This window comes from Vibrio mediterranei (assembly GCF_900088415.1).
In the GTDB taxonomy this organism is placed as follows: Bacteria; Pseudomonadota; Gammaproteobacteria; order Enterobacterales; family Vibrionaceae; genus Vibrio; species Vibrio mediterranei.
This window is the reverse complement of sequence record NZ_FLLQ01000009.1, coordinates 50,724-68,829: the sequence shown is the minus strand read 5'-3', so window position 1 is coordinate 68,829 and position 18,106 is coordinate 50,724. Positions and strand designations below refer to the sequence as shown.

16 protein-coding genes are annotated in these 18,106 nt (G+C 42.5%); 10 read left to right on the top strand and 6 right to left on the bottom strand.

Translation table 11 applies throughout. From position 1 onward, the window contains the following. Window positions 1–50 precede the first annotated feature (50 nt). The 6 genes from VME0621_RS21280 to VME0621_RS21255 form a co-directional block, all read right to left on the bottom strand. The gene (locus VME0621_RS21280; RefSeq protein WP_062462429.1) at window positions 51–494 is read right to left on the bottom strand and encodes an arsenate reductase/protein-tyrosine-phosphatase family protein; all 444 of its coding nucleotides are present in this window, start codon (window positions 492–494) and stop codon (window positions 51–53) included. Between the two features lie 57 nt (window positions 495–551). Then, a complete protein-coding gene (locus VME0621_RS21275) occupies window positions 552–1,670 on the bottom strand; it encodes a polysaccharide export protein (protein WP_062462426.1) in 1,119 nt (372 codons plus the stop codon). Between the two features lie 616 nt (window positions 1,671–2,286). After that, window positions 2,287–4,488, bottom strand: coding sequence for a YjbH domain-containing protein (locus VME0621_RS21270; protein ID WP_082795565.1), 2,202 nt, complete (start codon window positions 4,486–4,488; stop codon window positions 2,287–2,289). Beyond that, entirely contained in the window at window positions 4,478–5,239 is a 762-nt protein-coding gene (locus VME0621_RS21265) for a capsule biosynthesis GfcC D2 domain-containing protein (RefSeq protein WP_062462423.1), read from the bottom strand. Before VME0621_RS21265 ends, VME0621_RS21270 begins: the two co-directional genes overlap by 11 nt. 746 nt (window positions 5,240–5,985) lie before the next feature. Further along, on the bottom strand, window positions 5,986–6,636 hold the full coding sequence (locus VME0621_RS21260; protein WP_062462420.1) for a YjbF family lipoprotein: 651 nt from the start codon (window positions 6,634–6,636) through the stop codon (window positions 5,986–5,988). Between the two features lie 111 nt (window positions 6,637–6,747). Further along, on the bottom strand, window positions 6,748–6,972 hold the full coding sequence (locus tag VME0621_RS21255) for a hypothetical protein (protein ID WP_062462417.1): 225 nt from the start codon (window positions 6,970–6,972) through the stop codon (window positions 6,748–6,750). A 265-nt stretch (window positions 6,973–7,237) separates the two neighbouring features. Between VME0621_RS21255 and rfaD the strand changes: the two genes are divergently transcribed. From rfaD to waaA, 10 genes are all read left to right on the top strand, one after another. Continuing rightward, window positions 7,238–8,179: an ADP-glyceromanno-heptose 6-epimerase gene (gene rfaD / locus VME0621_RS21250; protein ID WP_062462415.1), complete on the top strand. Its 942-nt coding sequence runs from the start codon at window positions 7,238–7,240 to the stop codon at window positions 8,177–8,179. 89 nt (window positions 8,180–8,268) lie between these two features. Further along, window positions 8,269–9,027 (top strand): glycosyltransferase family 25 protein, encoded by a 759-nt coding sequence (locus VME0621_RS21245; protein WP_062462412.1) that lies wholly within the window; start codon window positions 8,269–8,271, stop codon window positions 9,025–9,027. 36 nt (window positions 9,028–9,063) lie between these two features. Continuing rightward, window positions 9,064–10,845, top strand: a complete 1,782-nt coding sequence (locus VME0621_RS21240) for a bifunctional glycosyltransferase family 4 protein/polysaccharide deacetylase (protein WP_062462409.1) — start codon at window positions 9,064–9,066, stop codon at window positions 10,843–10,845. Beyond that, a complete protein-coding gene (locus VME0621_RS21235) occupies window positions 10,838–11,926 on the top strand; it encodes a glycosyltransferase family 9 protein (RefSeq protein ID WP_062462406.1) in 1,089 nt (362 codons plus the stop codon). The genes VME0621_RS21240 and VME0621_RS21235 overlap by 8 nt, the downstream gene beginning before the upstream one ends. Before the next feature lies 1 nt (window position 11,927). Continuing rightward, complete coding sequence (gene waaF, locus VME0621_RS21230) at window positions 11,928–12,971, top strand: lipopolysaccharide heptosyltransferase II (protein WP_062462403.1); 1,044 nt, start codon at window positions 11,928–11,930, stop codon at window positions 12,969–12,971. Further along, window positions 12,968–13,984 carry a glycosyltransferase family 9 protein gene (locus VME0621_RS21225; RefSeq protein WP_062462400.1) on the top strand — a complete coding sequence of 339 codons (1,017 nt, stop codon included), beginning with the start codon at window positions 12,968–12,970 and terminating at the stop codon, window positions 13,982–13,984. The genes waaF and VME0621_RS21225 overlap by 4 nt, the downstream gene beginning before the upstream one ends. 7 nt (window positions 13,985–13,991) lie before the next feature. Continuing rightward, window positions 13,992–14,987 carry a glycosyltransferase family 2 protein gene (locus VME0621_RS21220; RefSeq protein WP_062462398.1) on the top strand — a complete coding sequence of 332 codons (996 nt, stop codon included), beginning with the start codon at window positions 13,992–13,994 and terminating at the stop codon, window positions 14,985–14,987. Beyond that, window positions 14,984–15,388, top strand: a complete 405-nt coding sequence (locus VME0621_RS21215; protein WP_062462395.1) for a GtrA family protein — start codon at window positions 14,984–14,986, stop codon at window positions 15,386–15,388. The genes VME0621_RS21220 and VME0621_RS21215 overlap by 4 nt, the downstream gene beginning before the upstream one ends. A 16-nt stretch (window positions 15,389–15,404) precedes the next feature. Continuing rightward, window positions 15,405–16,817 carry a hypothetical protein gene (locus VME0621_RS21210; RefSeq protein WP_062462392.1) on the top strand — a complete coding sequence of 471 codons (1,413 nt, stop codon included), beginning with the start codon at window positions 15,405–15,407 and terminating at the stop codon, window positions 16,815–16,817. 4 nt (window positions 16,818–16,821) lie between these two features. Beyond that, complete coding sequence (gene waaA, locus VME0621_RS21205; RefSeq protein WP_062462389.1) at window positions 16,822–18,084, top strand: lipid IV(A) 3-deoxy-D-manno-octulosonic acid transferase; 1,263 nt, start codon at window positions 16,822–16,824, stop codon at window positions 18,082–18,084. The last annotated feature ends 22 nt before the right edge of the window (window positions 18,085–18,106 follow it).

Below are 18,106 nucleotides of genomic sequence, written 5' to 3'. Positions count from 1 at the left end.
ATAAAAAGTTGTTAATGAATGCGTTTACTGGAAAGTGACGCTACTGTTAGTTATCCGAGCTTCTTTGCCCACTCGCTCGCCGCTTTATCAATTAACTGATAAACATGCTCAAAAGCTTCTTGGCTTTGACGATATGGGTCGGGAATTTCAATACCGCCTAACCATTGACCGAATAACATCGTTTTGCCACGAGCTTCCGGAGCAATTTGTGAAATCGCATCAATGTGTTTTTTTTCCATAGCGAGAATAAGGTCACTACTTTGACATAGCTCTGTAGTCAGTTGCTGTGATTGATGTCCATTGAGGTCCAGCTCATAGCGTGACGCAATTTTTAGTGCCATATCATCGGCCCCTTTACCAATCAATCGGCTCTTTTCTGCTGCAATGCCTGCTGAGGTAATGTTCTTGGTTGGTAGAATTCGCTTTAGCGCACGCTCTCCCGTTGGAGAACGACAAATGTTGCCAACACATACAATAAGAATATTGTTAAACATAAAACCTCCACACCACTTTAAAAACGCAATCCAGGTTGATTAACACAACCGAGCTCATTAATTACCCCACGCTCGATATGAGTTTCCAGCATCAGCGATATTCTTAATACCCGTTAACGTAGGCAAGAGCTGAGTCATTAAACGGTTCCAACGTGAAATAGGCTGCGCAGTCACATAAACCACATCGTAAGGCTGTAAACCAAACTCGGTGCCCACGACCAATGCTGTCGCATCTTTTATATTGAGCTGATAGATATCCGCTACCTGATCTTGTTGTTGACTGCTGCGGATAACAAAGACACCAGACGCATCAGCTGCTACTTCATTGATGCCACCAACCGAACTTAATGCTTCAGTTAGGCTCATCCCAGCGCGGTCAATTTTCAGCATCTGCGGAGAAGAGACTTCGCCTAACACAAAGATCTTTTGGTCATCATTACGTGGCACATGAACGATATCGCCTGATTGCAACAGTTGGTTTTGAGTTAAGTCACCACGCTGCATCAAAGCATAGAGAGAAATATGTTGTTCAGTGCCATTTCGAGTTAAGGTCACGTTGCGCCAATCAGCATCGGTAGCTAATCCACCAGCACGGTTAACAGCATCAAGAAGTGTTAGTGGAATATTAGTGATAGGCTGCTGACCCGGTTTAGCGACTTCGCCGGTTATATAGGCTTTCTGGGAACGAAACGCGGCAATATTGACATCGACCTGTGGACTTTCGATGTATTTGGCGAGCCGATGGGCGATATCAACTCGAATTTCAGTCACCGTTTTTCCAGCGACGTGAACTTTACCAATATATGGATAGAAAATGGTGCCATCAGCGTGAACCCAGTTACCAGCCTCCTCTGAGCTTCGATAAGAGCCCGCAGGAATCGTTAACTCAGGGTGATCCCAAATCGTGATGTTTAGTACGTCACCAGTACCTACTTTGTATTCATAGCGAGCGATAGCCATATCAAGTGCCGGGTTAGCCGCAGCTTGCGGGGCTAGTGTTTTAAATTCGGCCACAGTTTGTGCCGTTAATGGATAAATAGAGACCTGTTGTTCAAGTGGCTTTGATTCATCGACTGCTTCATGAGCCTTATCACCAGTAGGAAGATGACTACCTGGTAGACTACAGCCACTTAACCCTACTACGACCAACATCGTTGCTAACTTTTTCTTATTCATTATTTTTTGCAGCCTTTACCGGTCTCTAAATCCAATTCTAACCATTAAGGTTACCGAGTCATGCCACGCTACCGCCATCATTGATGCCTTATAATTCAATGCATTAATGCGAAGCCGAGCGCTCATAGACATATTTTGGACAAAAGAAGTCCGCCCACTGCATGTTGCAGCGAGAAAATTCATTGCTTGTTTTTGTTACGTATTGATTGAAGTAAACATCACAAAAACGACATAAGCACCAACACTCAATACACATTATTACAGTGACACAAAGCACATATAAATTGAGAGGCGTAATTTTCACCTTTTTACTTAAAATCACATAAAAAACATGATGTTGATTCCGTAATTTGGATACTTTTTTACATATTAGTGACTTAAATCACACTAATCATATCTTTTAGCAATGGATTTATTTAGAAATCAGTCTAGTGACAAAAGAGACTAAATTACTATTGGAGGGGTAAAAGTGCAGTACGTGATTTGTTAATAGATATCTGAGTAAACAACCAGAACAAGAACATATGGTGAAATAACTCTTAATTGAAAAGTATCAATAGGAGCAACCAGATCCCTAGTTACTCCTATCGGTATATGCAAGTATCTCGATATTTGGTTATGGCGTATCAACCTGATTAGGTCTTTGCAGCCAAGGTGACCTTGAATCTGTCACACTAAACAACTCGTACTTGCGCCCTAACATTTGGCCTCCGTCTCGAGTAATTGGCTGCCAGTTGAAGTTTGCTCGATTATTACTTGGCTTCACCGTCATAATATCGAATGGGATAGAGACATAGAATCCTTTAGTAAAGCTGCCCTCACCGAACTCTTCAGAACTTAAGTTAGAGAAACTCGCGTAAGCTCCGGCAATCACACCACTCTTAAATTGTTTAGAGAAGTCCACACGAGTACCGATATCACCCGCTAAGAACTGACCAACACCAACCTTAAGCAAAGTATTATCGATAAATGACCACTGTGGCATGTAGTACCCCGTCAAGAACCCAGTTGTGCCTTTAGTAATGACTTTGAATGGGCGGCCATATTCTGGGATGTTTTGCTGCTCTTCAGTGAAAACCCCAAAAGGGCTTGAAGGGTCGCGCTGAGACACTAGATTGATGTCAGCACCTATGGCCCAGTTCTTATTCATCGGTCGGTACAATAACTCACCACCCGCACCCGCAAACATGGTTTCTAGATAGCCACCATAAACCTGACCATAAAACCCATTGCCAAATTCTTGGAACCAAGTCGCTTGCAGGTTTTTCACCCATAATGTGTTATCTGATACATAGGCGCGGAACAAAGTTCGAACCCTGGGCACATCAGTACCATCTGGCGGTACGATATAGTTAAACTTGTCATAGTTATCGACAATATTAAGATGAACCGTACCCGATAAGTTGAGGTTTCGAGTTGCCCATAGCTCTGCACCCGCATCTAGGCCAATTTCATACAGATAGAAGCTTTCTGCCGATCCTATAGATTGTGCCAGCGTCGGAGATATTGAGTAATCCCAACGGTCAAAGTCGTCACGTACGACAGTGCTGTTCACTGGCTTAGAAACATCACTCATGGCAATCGCATCTGTTTCATTTTGGTCAAGTGGCTGCTCGACAGCAATGCGCTTAAAGTCGTTGGCATTTACCGTCGCAGTGGTTAACGGTAGATACTGTTTAGTTTCTACGATTTTGTAAGTATCAATCGACTTTGGAAGGTGGTTTGCGAGCACGCCAGCTGCTCTCTGCTGCGCCTCTTGTCTATCTCGGTATTTGGTTTGTTCACCAATGATCGTGACCGTAGCTCCCGACTGCTCAATCATGACATTGTCATAACCAGCATTCGTTTTCAGCTCACCAATCACGATATCCCAGTCTACTTGCTGATCATTACTAGCATAGGCCGTTGGTCTTGGTTCTGGCTTAGGCTCATCTAGCCAATGCGCTTTCATCTCATTAAAGTTAGTACGCAAAGTCAGACCTAACGCTACTGAATTACCCCGTTGATAACTCACGCGGGCATCACCCCAATTACCTAATCGATATAAAGCACCGAAGTTCCATGGTGTGGCGGGCGTCATATCGACACCACCGCGATAAACGGGGAAATCTCCGGAGTAATCGTTAGAGTCATATTCAACTTTGAAGCGCAATGGTTGCCAGGGGGTTTGATACTCGACACCGCCAAATAGTGCAGCGGGCCCTTTAAACCAGCGTTCGTAGTCGACCATACCTCCACTACCCTTAAAATCTAAAGGTCGAGAACAATAACCATCACTAATTTTGCAGAACGGGTTAGCAATATTATTTCGGGTACCTAGATAGCCCCACCCTAAGCCTATGGTAAAATCGAAGTTTTCATAGCGTTTAGTTGCCGCGATAAATTCGCCATCAAATAAACCTGTCCCACCGAAATCTCGCAGGCCAACGGAAGTTTCTGGGAGATAGTTTCCTTCTTGCCAAAGACGGAACTTTAGATCTATCCCTTTATCGGTCATTTTAGTGTCATTACTAAAACCAGGGTCATTACTATAGAGTAAGTCTTGCACCATGGTGTAACGAATCGTAGTTTCAAGCCAAGGCATCAATTGTAAGCTGATATTGTATTTATGGTATTGGTCGCTCCAGTCACCATTAATACTAAACTCACCTTCGGCAGCCATGCGGCCTGTTGGCATTTGCATCAGACCTACGCCACCAAAATCGGATTGAGAAGGTTTTAACGTTGCTGGTTCAAACGCATCTGCCCAAACGGTAGCACTAAAACTTGAGGCAATAGCCACTGCGACAAGAGAAGGTTTCATTTTATTATTGTTCATTATTGATTACCTTGTGACGCAGCAGTTGAACGATGTCTTGGTTGAGAGTTTCCAGCTCAGAAGGCAGAGACTTAATCGGGATATAGATAATGGCACCAGGAGCAATAAAGTGAGGTTTAAAGTTCCAAGCTCCGTATTGAGCCTCCATTACTTTTCCATCAGGCTGAATGATGGTTGCTGTGCCGTCGTATGCTGCTTCGGATTTTATATTTCCAAGCATGTCGAAGTAGTCAGCTAAGAACCACTGGGCATGTTGTTTGACTTCTTCAGCCTTTTTAACAGCACCGAGAAAGTAGATGTTGTTAATTCGTGGAGCGATATTGAGTTGGTAGCTTCCAGTTAAAAGAGGATTACCTTTTCGTTGGGATTGAACAACATCATAATCAAGAGAAGTAAATTCACGATAATGAAACTTTGATGCGTTGATTTGCTCTGAGATTGATTGTGTATCAAGTTCTGGTTTTATTTGAGCGAGGTCAGATAGTTGACTCAGTATCTGTTGCTTCATTTCATCAACGATCACTTGTTTTTTAGAATCAAACAGTTGAGCTTGGACTGGTTCAAAACGAACTTGTTTTGCTTGAGCTTGTTTCTGGACGTCCTTAAGTACAGTTTCAAGGCGTACAGGTTGTGGGTAGTCTAAACGAACACCTTGATTGGGTAACAGTACCGAAAGCTCTGCAGCGATAGCGGGAAGAGGTGCGCAGAGTAGTGTCGCTAGTAATAATTGTTTTATGCGTCCCTGTAGCATAAGGGGTCCTTTTCTTAAGTGCTAATTCGCCATCTTGGAAGTTGAGGCCTCTTGCAGCGAGTCATGCGCTTTGGGAGATCCTCGTTTTCACGAGGATGACGACTATTTTTATTTGTGATTGCTCGTGGCTCTGTTTCTTTTCTTTCGTCATTCCCTTGAAAAAGGGAATCTCATGCAGCGAGTCACGCGCTTTGGGAGATCCTCGTTGTCACAAGGATGACGACTCTTCTTGTTTGTGCTGGATGTGGCCCAGTTGTCTACATTCGTCATTCCCTTGAAGAAGGGAATCTCATACAGCAAGTCACTCGCTTTGGGAGATCCTCGTTTTCACGAGGATGACGACTTTTTTTATTTGTGACTGCTCGTGGCTCTGTTTCTTTTCTTTTGTCATTCCCTTGAAAAAGGGAACCTAATACAGCAAGTCACTCGCTTTGGGAGATCCTCGTTTTCACGAGGATGACGACTCTTCTTGTTTGTGCTGGATGTGGCCCAGTTGTCTACATTCGTCATTCCCTTGAAGAAGGGAATCTCATGCAGCGAGTCACACGCTTTGGGAGATACTCGTTTTTACGAGGATGACGACTATTTTTATTTGTGATTGCTCGTGGCTCTGTTTCTTTTCTTTCGTCATTCCCTTGAAAAAGGGAATCTCATGCAGCGAGTCACACGCTTTGAGAGATACTCGTTTTTACGAGGATGACGACTTTTCTTGTCTGTGACCGTGTATGACCCGGTCTCATGATTTTCTAAATCGTTGGTTGCTTCAGCAACGTTAGCTCAATAGTGCTCATCTCTGGGCCAATCTGCTCTAACGACTTAATAACTTTTCCAGTCGCCGTATCTTTCCAATACGTATTGATTAACTCTTCATCAATAGCATCAAAAACCACCGATTCGGTATATCTTTCTGTTTGATATGAGCCGATAACCGTCGAGATAGTCTCTTTGCCCGCTAAAACTTCAGTAGCCAGCCCCTGATAATCGTAGCGATAATTTGGCATCCAATCATAGGTGACTTTCCACGAACTAGACGTTTGTTGTTCTCTTTGAATGCCTTTGAGATTATCCCCAAACAAACCTATCGTTTTTACGATCCGACCATTTTCGGTAATGATCATCGCTCGGTCAGATGACATCCATTTATATTGAATCACACCTGTTTTAGTATTCGCTTCGGCAAAAGCCAATACAACGAATATTTGAGGGCCTTCGTTTATACGAACATAAGCACTTGCGTATGGTAGTTGTTTGATTTTTTCGGGCGTCAGTGCAATATCGTCGGCACCAAATAACGCCTCAGACATAGTGGCGTTGACATCTTGAAAGCGTTGGGAGCACGCTGTTAAAAACAGCAATGAGAAGGCAAGTAGATACGACTTAAAATTCAATTGGGACATCCTTGGCGCTTCGCAGAGTTTAAAATCCTTAATTCCTGGTTTACGGAACCAAAAACAAAAAGCCCCCTTACGATACAACATGTAAGAGGAGCTCAAACTGACTAACTAAAATTAGTTAGATGCAGTTACTGTAGTTGTTGTTGCAGCTGAATCGTCAGAAGACGCTACGGCTACTACTGCTACTGCTGCTGCTGCACCTACTGCGATAGCACCAGTTGTTGCTGCACCTGCTGCTGCGCCACTTGCGCCAGCGCCAGCTGCGCCTGCTTCAGCTTCTGCGAAAGCTGGGTTAGCCAAGCCTGCCGCAATCGCCATTACTAATGCGATTTTTTTCATGGTTATTTCCCTTTACTAAATTATCGATAATTCAGTGCACTCAGTTGAACACACTGACTTGCAATGTTAGTAGAAAGTACAAAGCTTTGTAAATTGTTTTTTTTGACAAGTTTCTGACAAACGTCGGTTTTTAGGAAGTTGATCCCGATTAGAACAAGATTAGAGTAATAATTATAAATACCTATCACTTACGGCCCTAGCTTTGACGCTGAGGGTAAATCTTATATACTCGAACTAATTATCCCATTCAATTTGGAACAGTTTTATGATCATTGTAACTGGCGGCGCTGGCATGATTGGCAGCAACATTATTAAAGCGCTTAACGAAGCAGGCTTAAATGATATCTTGGTTGTCGACAACCTTAAGAATGGACGTAAGTTCAAAAACTTAGTGGATTTGGACATTACCGATTACATGGATCGTGATGACTTCCTCACCCAGGTTATGGCTGGCGATGACTTTGGCCCTATTGAAGCAGTGTTTCATGAAGGAGCATGTTCTGCTACGACTGAATGGGATGGCAAATATGTCATGCTTAACAACTATGAGTATTCAAAAGAGTTACTTCATTACTGTCTAGAGCGTGAAATTCCATTTCTGTATGCCTCTTCAGCTGCAACATATGGTGAAACAACTGTTTTTAAAGAAGAGCGTCAATACGAAGGTGCTTTGAACGTTTATGGCTACTCTAAACAGCAATTTGATAACTATGTTCGCCGCCTTACAGCAGATGCCGAAGCTCATGGCGAGACACTATCGCAAATTACTGGATTCCGTTACTTCAATGTGTATGGCCCACGCGAGCAACACAAAGGAAGCATGGCTTCTGTAGCATTCCACTTGAATAATCAAATGAATGCAGGTGAGAACCCGAAATTGTTTGCTGGTAGTGAACATTTCATTCGAGATTTTGTCTACGTAGGTGATGTTGCGAAAGTGAATCTATGGTTCTTAGAAAACGGAATATCCGGTATTTTTAACTGCGGTACTGGTAATGCAGAGAGTTTTGAAGCCGTAGCAGAAGCCGTGATCAAACATCATGGCCAAGGTGAGATAGAGAACATCCCGTTTCCAGAACACTTGAAAGGTGCATATCAAGAGTTTACGCAGGCAGACTTAACTAACCTGCGTGCAGCTGGGTGTGATATAGAATTCAAAACTGTTTCTGAAGGTGTTGCAGAATATCTAGCCATTGTAAATAACTAGATTCACTTTCACCAGTAGAGCCTAAAAACGCCTTATAAAGGCGCTGCGGGCTCTTTTTTAATGGGTGACTGTGAGACCTAATATTAAAGATGAAAATTTTCGTCCTAAGCTTATTGAGAAGCCCAGATAGACGCGAGCGTATTGGTCGTTTATTAGCAGAACAAAATATAGAATTTAAGTTTTTCAACGCTATTGATGGTTCTGAGGGTGAACATCCTCTTTGGGAAAACTACAACCATAAAAAAAGAAAATGGCTTATCAGTGGAAAAAGACCATCTCGTGGCGAATTAGGTTGTTATGCTAGCCATTACTTACTTTGGTCAAAGTGCGTAGAACTGCAACAACCCATTGTTGTTATTGAAGATGATGCGCGTGTTGATAGCAACTTAAAACTACATTTGGACAACATTGAGAATAGTGTCAAAAAATACTCATTTCTTCGACTAGAAAGAAAGATAAGTAAATGCCGAACAACTGTTGTTGAGAGTTTTCTTGGTGGTTGTGTCTCTTATATGAGCAATAACAGTGGTGGCACTTGTGGTTATGCTCTAACTCCAAAAGCAGCTGAAGCACTGATGCTAAATTCAAGAGTATGGTGCATGCCTGTAGACAATTATATCGGCTCTTCATACATTCATGGTGTTCCGTCATTTTTGTATTCGCCGGCAGTCATTGAAAGTTCTGAAGACTTTGGTACGACGATCCAACTCAACAATGAGACAGCGGCGCCTTTCTATATTAAGTTAAGCCGTGAAATCTATTCTGGGTATCGAAAACTGCGAAGGTTCCTGTTTAATCGACGCCAGATAAAAAAATTGAAGAGCCCGCTAGCTAACTCAGACTTATAAAATGTATTGAAAAACCGAATAAAAGGTAACGATTAAATGAATATCCTCATGGCTTTATCTCAACTAGAAGTAACTGGAGCTGAAGTCTACGCCACAACAGTTGGGAATGAGTTAGAACGCAGAGAACACAATGTCATCTATGTCTCTGATACGCTAACGAAGCCTCATACGGGTCTATTCTACTCACTGCGCTTTAACAAGCGCAGTATTCTTCGTCGTTTTTGGCATGTAAGTTACCTCATTTATCTCATCAAAAAGCACAATATCCAGCTTGTGCATGCACACTCTCGCGCTTCCAGTTGGAGCTGCCATCTCGCTTGTAAACTGACTGGCACGCCTATGGTTACCACTGTGCATGGTAGGCAGCCTGTCCATGCTTCTCGTAAGAAATTTCACGCCATGGGCAATAAAGCACTTCCAGTTTGTGAAGCAATTCGAGACCAGTTACACAATGATCTTAATGTGCCTTTGGAGCAAATGGTAGTCAGTCGAAATGGTATTGAAACAGGTCATTTTCAAAAGCTTCCTGCCCCTCAAAATCCAAAGCCAGTTATCACGATTGTTGGTAGACTGACGGGTCCAAAAGGTGAACTTTGTTATCGTTTATTGGATGAATGTTTGGATTCAAATTGCTACGACATTCGCATCGTTACAGGTTCAACATTTGAACCTCGTTTTGAGAAGTTCAAACCTCAGGTCAATTTTGTTGGCTATACCGACAATGTTCCTCAAATGCTCAATGAAGCAGACTTAGTCATTGGAGCTGGTCGCGTCGCTATGGAGGCTTTGCTCTGTGGCCGCCCAACGCTAGCGATTGGTGAGGCCAAATGTATTGGTATTGTGGATACCTCGAATGTCAGTGAAGCTATGGCCACTAACTTTGGAGACATCGGACCTAAAGATCTGGATATTGACTTCAGCAGTATTGCTAAGATGGTCGAAACAGGTTTATCAAGCGCGTACTGCAGCGACGAAACCAGTCAAGTTATCAGGGACAATTATACTCTCTCAACCATCGTCGATCAGGTAGAGAGTATTTATCAAGATGTCTTTGTCGACACCCTCAAGCGTGAGATGCCGATCGTGATGTATCATCGCTTTATTCGGGACGAGAGTGGCAAAGGAGTCCATGGCACCTATTTACATATTGATATGTTTGATAAGCATCTCGCTCTACTCAAACGTATGGGGTTTGAAACTCTTACGTTCGAAGACTTGAAGGATGGACGACTTATTAGACGTTTGGAGGCCGGTAAACGCTATATTATGCTTACTGTCGATGATGGCTATGCGGATAATCTGGAACTTATGCTGCCTGTCTTACAGAAGTATAACTTCAAGGCAGTTGTTTATGTTGTCACTGGCGAAACTTTTAACCGTTGGGATGTTGAAAACGCAGAAAATCCTGAGAAATCAGTCAACCTTATGAACGCAGAGCAAGTCAAACAGCTTGCCGACTCTGGCTTGATTGAGATTGGCGGGCATACTTTGACGCATCCAAGGCTTAGTCAACTGTCCAAAGAGCAGCAGCAACATGAAATCCAAGAGAATAAAAATACACTTGAAACGATACTTGGCAAACCACTGACCTCGTTTGCTTACCCTTTTGGTGATCACAATAATGATTCAAAACAACTCGCGAAAGAGGCCGGCTATGACTTCGCTGTTGCAACCGATTCAGGACCACTTCGCTTTCATCAAGATCGCTATCAAATTCGTCGTATTGCTATCTTCCCCAAAACAGATGTTTTTGGTTTTTGGCGAAAAATCCGTGGCAACTACTTGTTTAGAAAGGTGAAAAACAATTCAAATGCGTAAATTCGTTTCACGACTACAACTGCTACGTGACCAAATACGTCATCGATTAGGCGTTATCCTTTTTGATAAGCCAAAACCGTATAGCCCAGTAGAGCCTGCGTCTATCAAGCATATTGTTTTTTTGAGAACAGATGCAAAACTTGGTGATGCCTTTGTATCCTCTTTCGTTTTTAAAGACATCAAACGTTATGACCCAAACATCCGTATTTCAGTAGTTACGGCTCCAAATATGCGTTCATTGTTTTTAGACCACTTAGGCGCAGATTCGGTAATTGAGTTGAGAAAACGACCAAGTTACAAAGAAATAACTAAAGCATGTATTCAAATCGGTCAGTGTGACCTCTTGGTGTCACTTAATCCTCGACCAAAAATGAAAGATCTCTACTTTCTAAGCCAATGCCAAGCAAAACACATTGCTGGACTTGATGACTCTCTGCGTTGTGTTGACATAAAGCTCGGCCAAGAGACTCAACATTTACATTTTGCCCAACGATTTGCGCTGCTATTAGAGAAAATGGGGATTCAAGCAACTCCGCAAGGCTATGTCATCCCTCAAACAGAACAATCACGCCTAACAGCCCATCAATTTCTGAGTCAACACAATATAGAAAAGTACTGTGTCATAAATGGTTATGGCAGTGGCAATGCGCGTAAGTTAACGGGTTCGTCGATTGAAAACCTTGTAAAAATAATCAAACAGCAAATGCCTGAACTCTCCATAGTATTGATTTCATCGCCTGAAACATCTGAGTTAGTCGAAAATAATATTGCATCGTTAAACCTTGATGCACTGCATTACAACGTTAGCCAATCCATTTTTGATATTGCAAGCATTATGGCAACGGCACAATTTACGGTTTCTGTCGATACTGCAACCGTGCATATGGCGACAGGGCTTGGCGTACCCCAACTTGCCTTTTACCATGATGACCAAGAAAACTTTGCTCAATGGCACCCTAATTCTCCGCTTTCTTACACATGTATTGCAGAGAAAGACACCATTCCAGACATCAATCAGCTAAACTGGGCAGATGTGGAACAAAAGCTGTCTCAATTGATCTCCAGAACAAATGAATCATGATATGAAAATATTGGTTATTGGCCCGTCTTGGGTTGGCGACATGGTCATGTCGCAAAGCTTGTATAAAGAACTCAAGCAATTACACCCTTATGCGACTATTGATGTGTTAGCGCCCGGTTGGTGTGGCCCACTTTTAGAACGAATGCCTGAAGTTAACCGCGCCATTGAAATGCCAATCGGCCACGGTGCTTTTAATCTAAAAGGTCGCTGGAGAATCGGACGTAGTCTAAAACAAGAGCAGTACACTCACGCTTACGTGTTGCCCAACTCTGCAAAGTCAGCTTTGATTCCTCTATTCGCTGGTATACCAAGCCGTACAGGTTGGAAAGGTGAAACTCGCTATGGGCTTTTAACTGATCTCAGACCCGATAAACGAATATTCCAATATTATGTAGAGCGCTTTGTCGCTTTAGCCTATCCAAAGCAAGAGATGTTAGAGCGCGTGACTTTAGAAAACTGCGCGCGCCCTGAATTAAGTATTAATTCTGACATTCAGCAACAGACTTTAGTTAAGTTTGGATTAAATCAAAACCGTGAAACTTACGGGATGTGTCCAGGCGCGGAATTTGGTCCTGCGAAACGCTGGCCGGATGCCCACTATGCCGAGGTTGCTCGTCATCTTATCTCTCAAGGCCACCAAGTTTGGCTTTTTGGTTCGGCAAAAGATAAAGTTGTGACCGAGAGTATTCGTTCAGCTTTAAATAAAGAACAACAAGCGCATTGCTTCAATCTCGCAGGAGATACCTCCTTGCCAGAGGCGGTTGATCTACTTGCTGCCTGCGATACCGTATTTAGTAACGACTCGGGCTTAATGCATATCTCAGCAGCTGTTGGATGTAATGTAATATCTATCTATGGTTCTAGCTCGCCAGAATATACGCCACCTCTGAGCGACAATGTGGCTATTGTTAATACCGATATCGATTGCCGTCCTTGCTTCAAAAGAGAATGTCCATTAGGACATCTAAACTGTTTGAACGAACTACTACCGTCACAAGTTATTAGTGCACTAAACAACCTCAAAAACAAAGAGCAGATAAAATGAATTACTTTTGGTGTGAGCGTGGAGGCTATGTCTCTAAAAAAGCGAAGCAATATCTCACTACAGAGTTCTCTCCAGAAAAAGTGAGAAATATCACCGTTATTAGACAAGCTGCTTTAGGTGATCAAGTTATTGTACGCCCTTTTCTAGTGGAAGCTCGTCGCTTCTTCCCCAATGCTCACATTACCTTGGTCGGCGTCTCGAACTATCAATACGGTGCACCAACAGACTTAGCTGATAGCACTGTTTTTGTATCCGGTAGAGAGAAAAAGCAAGAGATGACTCTCTCAAAGAAATATCAAGAGTTTTCACAGCTACCACCTCAGGACATAATTTTTGATCTTGCTGGTACAGCTCGTTCTTACTGGATGACTTTGCTAAGTAAAGCTCACCTTAAGTTTGGTTTTCCTTACAAATCATTCTTAAACGGCACGTTATATAATATTTCTGTGTTCCGTTCAGACTATCAACCTGAGCTCGAATGTATGTTGGATATGTTGAAAATGCTGGGGCATAACCCTACTCGCCCTCTTGATTTTGCGTACCCAAGTAATCTTGAGTATGTTCGCCCTGATGGTGAAAAGCCGAAAATTCTGTATTTTAACGGTGCATCCACCACGACCAAAATTCTGCCACAACAGCAAATGAAAGATTTATTAGAAAAGGCTGTTCAGGAACTTCCTAATCATTTACATATCTATCTAGAAGGTAAAAACGATTTTGAAAAGGGTGACTTTGTTCGTGAGCTAGAACAGAAGGACAACTTTGCTATTCAACCTTGCTTACCGCTGGATGAACTCGTGTCTTTCATTTCAACGGCAGAGCTAGTTGTGTCACCAGATACTGGGGTGCGCAATGTTGCCGTGTCAACTCATACTAAAACGGTGGGCATCTTCTACTCAACCGTCCCTTTTCGATATACTCCATTAGATGGAAGACACTTTATCGTAATGAATGCCCATGGCGATATTCCTACAACAGAGAATATCATTCAGCAAATGAAACTCGCTCTTTAGGTCTAGCATGCAAGAAAATCAACCGGTTATCTCTATTATTTGTCCTTGCTACAATGAACAGGAAGTCTTAGATATTTTTATGCAGCGCATTACGCCTGTATTAGAGCAAACAGGCTATAGCTACGAAGTTATCCTGATCAATGACGGAAGCAGAGACAACACATTACAAGTAATGAGTGCGCTTCGTGAACAAAATCAACATGTCCGCACTGTTAACTTATCCCGTAACTTCGGTAAAGAAGCAGCTCTAACCGCGGGATTAGATCTTGCTAGAGGTGAAGTTGTTATTCCGATCGATGCCGATCTACAAGATCCACCAGAACTCATCCTAGATTTCATCAGTGAGTGGCAAAAAGGCTTTGATGTCGTAGTGGCAAAGCGTGTCGATCGCAGCACTGATACTTGGGCAAAAAAACTCACTGCAGAACTCTTCTACAAGTTCCACAATGCTGTTGCACAAGTTGAGATTCCTGAAAATGTTGGAGACTTTCGCTTAATTAATCGACGAGTCGTTCAAGCAATACAACTACTACCAGAAAACCAGCGCTTTATGAAAGGAATCTTCTCTTGGGTTGGTTTTAAAACGTCGGTAGTTGAGTATAAACGTGACGCGAGAGAAGCAGGCGAGACCAGCTTTAATGGCTGGAAACTCTGGAACTTTGCTTTAGATGGCATTACCAGCTTCAGTACTGCTCCACTGCGTATCTGGTTATACATTGGCTCTTTTATTTCCGCTTTAGCTTTCTTGTACGGTAGCTTCACTGTCGTAAAGACATTGATTTATGGAATTGACGCACCAGGTTACGCTTCTTTGATTACTGTAATGCTGTTCCTTGGTGGTGTTCAATTAATCGGCATTGGAGTTATGGGTGAGTATATTGGTCGCCTATATATGGAGTCGAAACGTCGGCCTACGTATATTATTGAAAGTGATGAGTATCAGGGAAAAACGAAAGCGAACTCTGCTCCTCAGCCAGTTCAAACACAAGGTAATGAAGAGTGAGAGCTCTGCTAGATAAGCTACTGCAATACCGTATTGTACGCTTTGCGTTAACTGGAGGAATGGCAACTGCAATTCATATCGCTGTTGCATTCTCCTATCTGCATATCGTGCAAGATAGTGTTTTGTTTGCAAATATAGCAGGCTTTTCAATTGCATTTATTTTTTCCTACTTTGCACAGACCATTCTTGTGTTTAAACATAAAGTAAATTGGGGCAATGCCGCTAAGTTCTTTATGGTTCAGTTTGGTGCTCTTATGATTTCTCAAGGTATCAGTGAGCTATTTTCTGATTTAAACAGCTATATTCGTGTTTTGGTCGTTGTTGTCATACTGCCAGTTGTCACTTATTTGATTCACAAAATCTGGACATTTTCAGATGACAAGAATACTGCCGCCCACTAACCCTAACGAGTCAACTATGAATCTCAAGTCTACTATCGAACGTCACTTTTCAGGGCTTTATTCCATTGGTTTTATCATCGGGTTGGTGTTCTGTTTCATTTATGCTCAGAATCAGATTCTCACCGGTGACCAGACTCAAATGCTTTACAAAGGGTATCTGGGTGCCTATCAAGATGTCTGGTTGAGCTATGGTAATGCTGCGAGTGCCGTAGGTAATGTACCTGGCTCTCTCTCCACTTGGCTCATAGGTGGACCTTTACTGGTTTGGGACTCACCTTGGTCTCCGATGGTACTACTTCTAGCTCTGCGAGTAGTCTCTCTAATACTGTTAGATAACGTAATTAAAACTGTATTTGCAGACAATCATGTAAAGCTGGCTCGATTGCTTCTTGTTGTTTTGTACTGGCTCAACCCTTGGTTCTTGTACGACAGTCTGCTCTATAACCCCTCTTATTTGTGTTTATTTGCTACCATGCATTTGTGGTCTGCGATCAAGATGCGTGAATCCAAGTCATTTTGGTACAGTTTTATTCATGTGCTTGCTATTGGCTTAGCTATGCAGTTGCATTACTCATGGCCTATCTTAGCCGTCATTTCTGTGTATCTATTTTATCGTCAAATGGGTCATATCTCTTGGTTTGGTGTCTTTGCTGCCGTGGCTGCAATCTTGGCTTCTCTAATACCTTACTTTCAGGAACTGGCTGTTAATGATGCAATTCAACGAGAAAGTGACCGTTATATTGGCTATGGTTTGGTTCATGTCTACCCAGTTTTGAAAGCACTGTTGTACTGGCTGCGCTACGGTTCAATGCTGTTCTCAAACAAAGTAATTGCATATAGTGAATTTGATTGGCTAACACAAATAGAATGGTTAAAACTCACTGCTTTAGCGCTATGGAAAACGTTCATTTTTGTCATCGGTGCCGTAAGTGTCATCGTATCTGCACGTCTAAACTGGTTATGGTGGAAGCGAGTAAAGCCAGCCATTAAACGTGGTTCTGACATAACGAGTAATGTTCAGTGGATAGAGCTTTACGCCTTTGGTGCGGTTGTAGGTGTACTAATTAGTGCCGCTTTATCACCAATCACCTTTTCATATTGGCACTTAATCTTGGTATACCCGTTTGCCATCATTCCTATATTGATAGGAATTCATAGTTTATTAACTTCTGAAGACAACGCTCAACATGGCGCTGCTCCATCAGGACCTAAATTTATTCAGAACAAACCTAAAGTTCAGGCTCTGTTGCTTCATTTTTCAGAACCTAACAAAGCATCACGTCTATTGCTCATTGCGTTAGGGTACCTGCTCACTATCAACTTACTCGCCTCTCAAGATAGCATTAAGTATTCCTATAAAGCAGAGTACGCCACACAAACTGAGCAATATTTGCTAGATAGTCAATTACTTCCTAAGAAGAGTAATTAACCTTATGCTACGCGTAATCTATACCTTTTTGTTGATATTGGTGTCGCCCATATTCCTTTATGGGCTTTTCAAAAAGAAACCCGGTAAGCCATCAGTGGGGCATCGCTGGAAAGAGCATTTTGGCCAAACTCCCGCAATTGCTAGCACTAAACCTATTGTTTGGTTCCATGCAGTGTCGGTTGGTGAAGTTATCGCAGCCTCTCCACTAATTCGTCGCTATGCCCAACGCTTTCCGAATAAGAGTATCGTGATCACTACGACCACACCTACTGGCGCAAAACAAGCTGAGCAACTCAGTGATATTGCAACTCATCGCTACATGCCTCTTGATTTTCCTTTTGCGATACGAGGCTTTATCAAAACGGTAAAACCTAGAGAATTGATCATTGTCGAAACTGAGTTATGGCCAAATACTCTCGAGCTCGTATCTAGAGCTGGAATTCCCATCACAGTTATCAACGCTCGACTATCTGAGCGTTCTTTTCTTCGATATAGGAAAGTGCAGCCACTATTTACAATGATGACAAAAAACCTCGACAAAGTTCTGTGTCAGTTTCAGGACGATGCAGAGCGATTTATTCGTCTAGGTATTAGCGAGGAACGCGTCCAAGTCACTGGTTCGGTGAAGTTTGATATCACGCTAGACTCAAAGAAAGTTGCGGAAGGACAGCAATTACGCCATCTCATCGGCTCTGATCGCCCTGTATGGATTGCAGCCAGTACACATGATGGTGAAAGCGAACAAATTATAGAAGTACATCAGCTAATCAAAAAAACATTGCCAGAAGCGCTATTGATACTTGTACCTCGTCATCCAGAAACCTTTGATAAGTGTTACAAATACACTCAAAAGTTAAATTTAGACACAATTAAACGAACAGATCTTCCTACGTTTATACCAGATAATGTATCTATAATTCTTGGGGACACGGTAGGAGATATGTTTACCTACCTTGCCGCTAGCGACGTGTGTTTTATGGGCGGGAGTCTCCTTGGAAGTAAAGTCGGTGGTCACAACCTCATTGAACCTGCCGCGATAGGCCTACCTATACTAGTGGGACCAAGTTACTTTAATTTTAATGAGATTACGGAGAAACTCTCCCACGCAGGAGCGTGCCAAATTGTCCAGGATACAAGCTCTCTATTAGATGCCTTGATTCCGTTGCTCAATTCACCTGAAGAATCAAGAAAACATGGTAACATCGGCAGGAGTTTTGTAGAAATAAATCGGGGAGCCCTAGAAAAAACCCTAGGAAATCTAGATTAAAATCAATGAATTAACAGCATTA

Coding starts and splice junctions, on each gene's coding strand:
- VME0621_RS21280 (WP_062462429.1), bottom strand. CDS start 494: ATGTTTAACAATATTCTTATTGTATGTGTTGGCAACATTTGTCGTTCT.
- VME0621_RS21275 (WP_062462426.1), bottom strand. CDS start 1,670: ATGAATAAGAAAAAGTTAGCAACGATGTTGGTCGTAGTAGGGTTAAGT.
- VME0621_RS21270 (WP_082795565.1), bottom strand. CDS start 4,488: ATGAACAATAATAAAATGAAACCTTCTCTTGTCGCAGTGGCTATTGCC.
- VME0621_RS21265 (WP_062462423.1), bottom strand. CDS start 5,239: ATGCTACAGGGACGCATAAAACAATTATTACTAGCGACACTACTCTGC.
- VME0621_RS21260 (WP_062462420.1), bottom strand. CDS start 6,636: ATGTCCCAATTGAATTTTAAGTCGTATCTACTTGCCTTCTCATTGCTG.
- VME0621_RS21255 (WP_062462417.1), bottom strand. CDS start 6,972: ATGAAAAAAATCGCATTAGTAATGGCGATTGCGGCAGGCTTGGCTAAC.
- rfaD (WP_062462415.1), top strand. CDS start 7,238: ATGATCATTGTAACTGGCGGCGCTGGCATGATTGGCAGCAACATTATT.
- VME0621_RS21245 (WP_062462412.1), top strand. CDS start 8,269: ATGAAAATTTTCGTCCTAAGCTTATTGAGAAGCCCAGATAGACGCGAG.
- VME0621_RS21240 (WP_062462409.1), top strand. CDS start 9,064: ATGAATATCCTCATGGCTTTATCTCAACTAGAAGTAACTGGAGCTGAA.
- VME0621_RS21235 (WP_062462406.1), top strand. CDS start 10,838: ATGCGTAAATTCGTTTCACGACTACAACTGCTACGTGACCAAATACGT.
- waaF (WP_062462403.1), top strand. CDS start 11,928: ATGAAAATATTGGTTATTGGCCCGTCTTGGGTTGGCGACATGGTCATG.
- VME0621_RS21225 (WP_062462400.1), top strand. CDS start 12,968: ATGAATTACTTTTGGTGTGAGCGTGGAGGCTATGTCTCTAAAAAAGCG.
- VME0621_RS21220 (WP_062462398.1), top strand. CDS start 13,992: ATGCAAGAAAATCAACCGGTTATCTCTATTATTTGTCCTTGCTACAAT.
- VME0621_RS21210 (WP_062462392.1), top strand. CDS start 15,405: ATGAATCTCAAGTCTACTATCGAACGTCACTTTTCAGGGCTTTATTCC.
- waaA (WP_062462389.1), top strand. CDS start 16,822: ATGCTACGCGTAATCTATACCTTTTTGTTGATATTGGTGTCGCCCATA.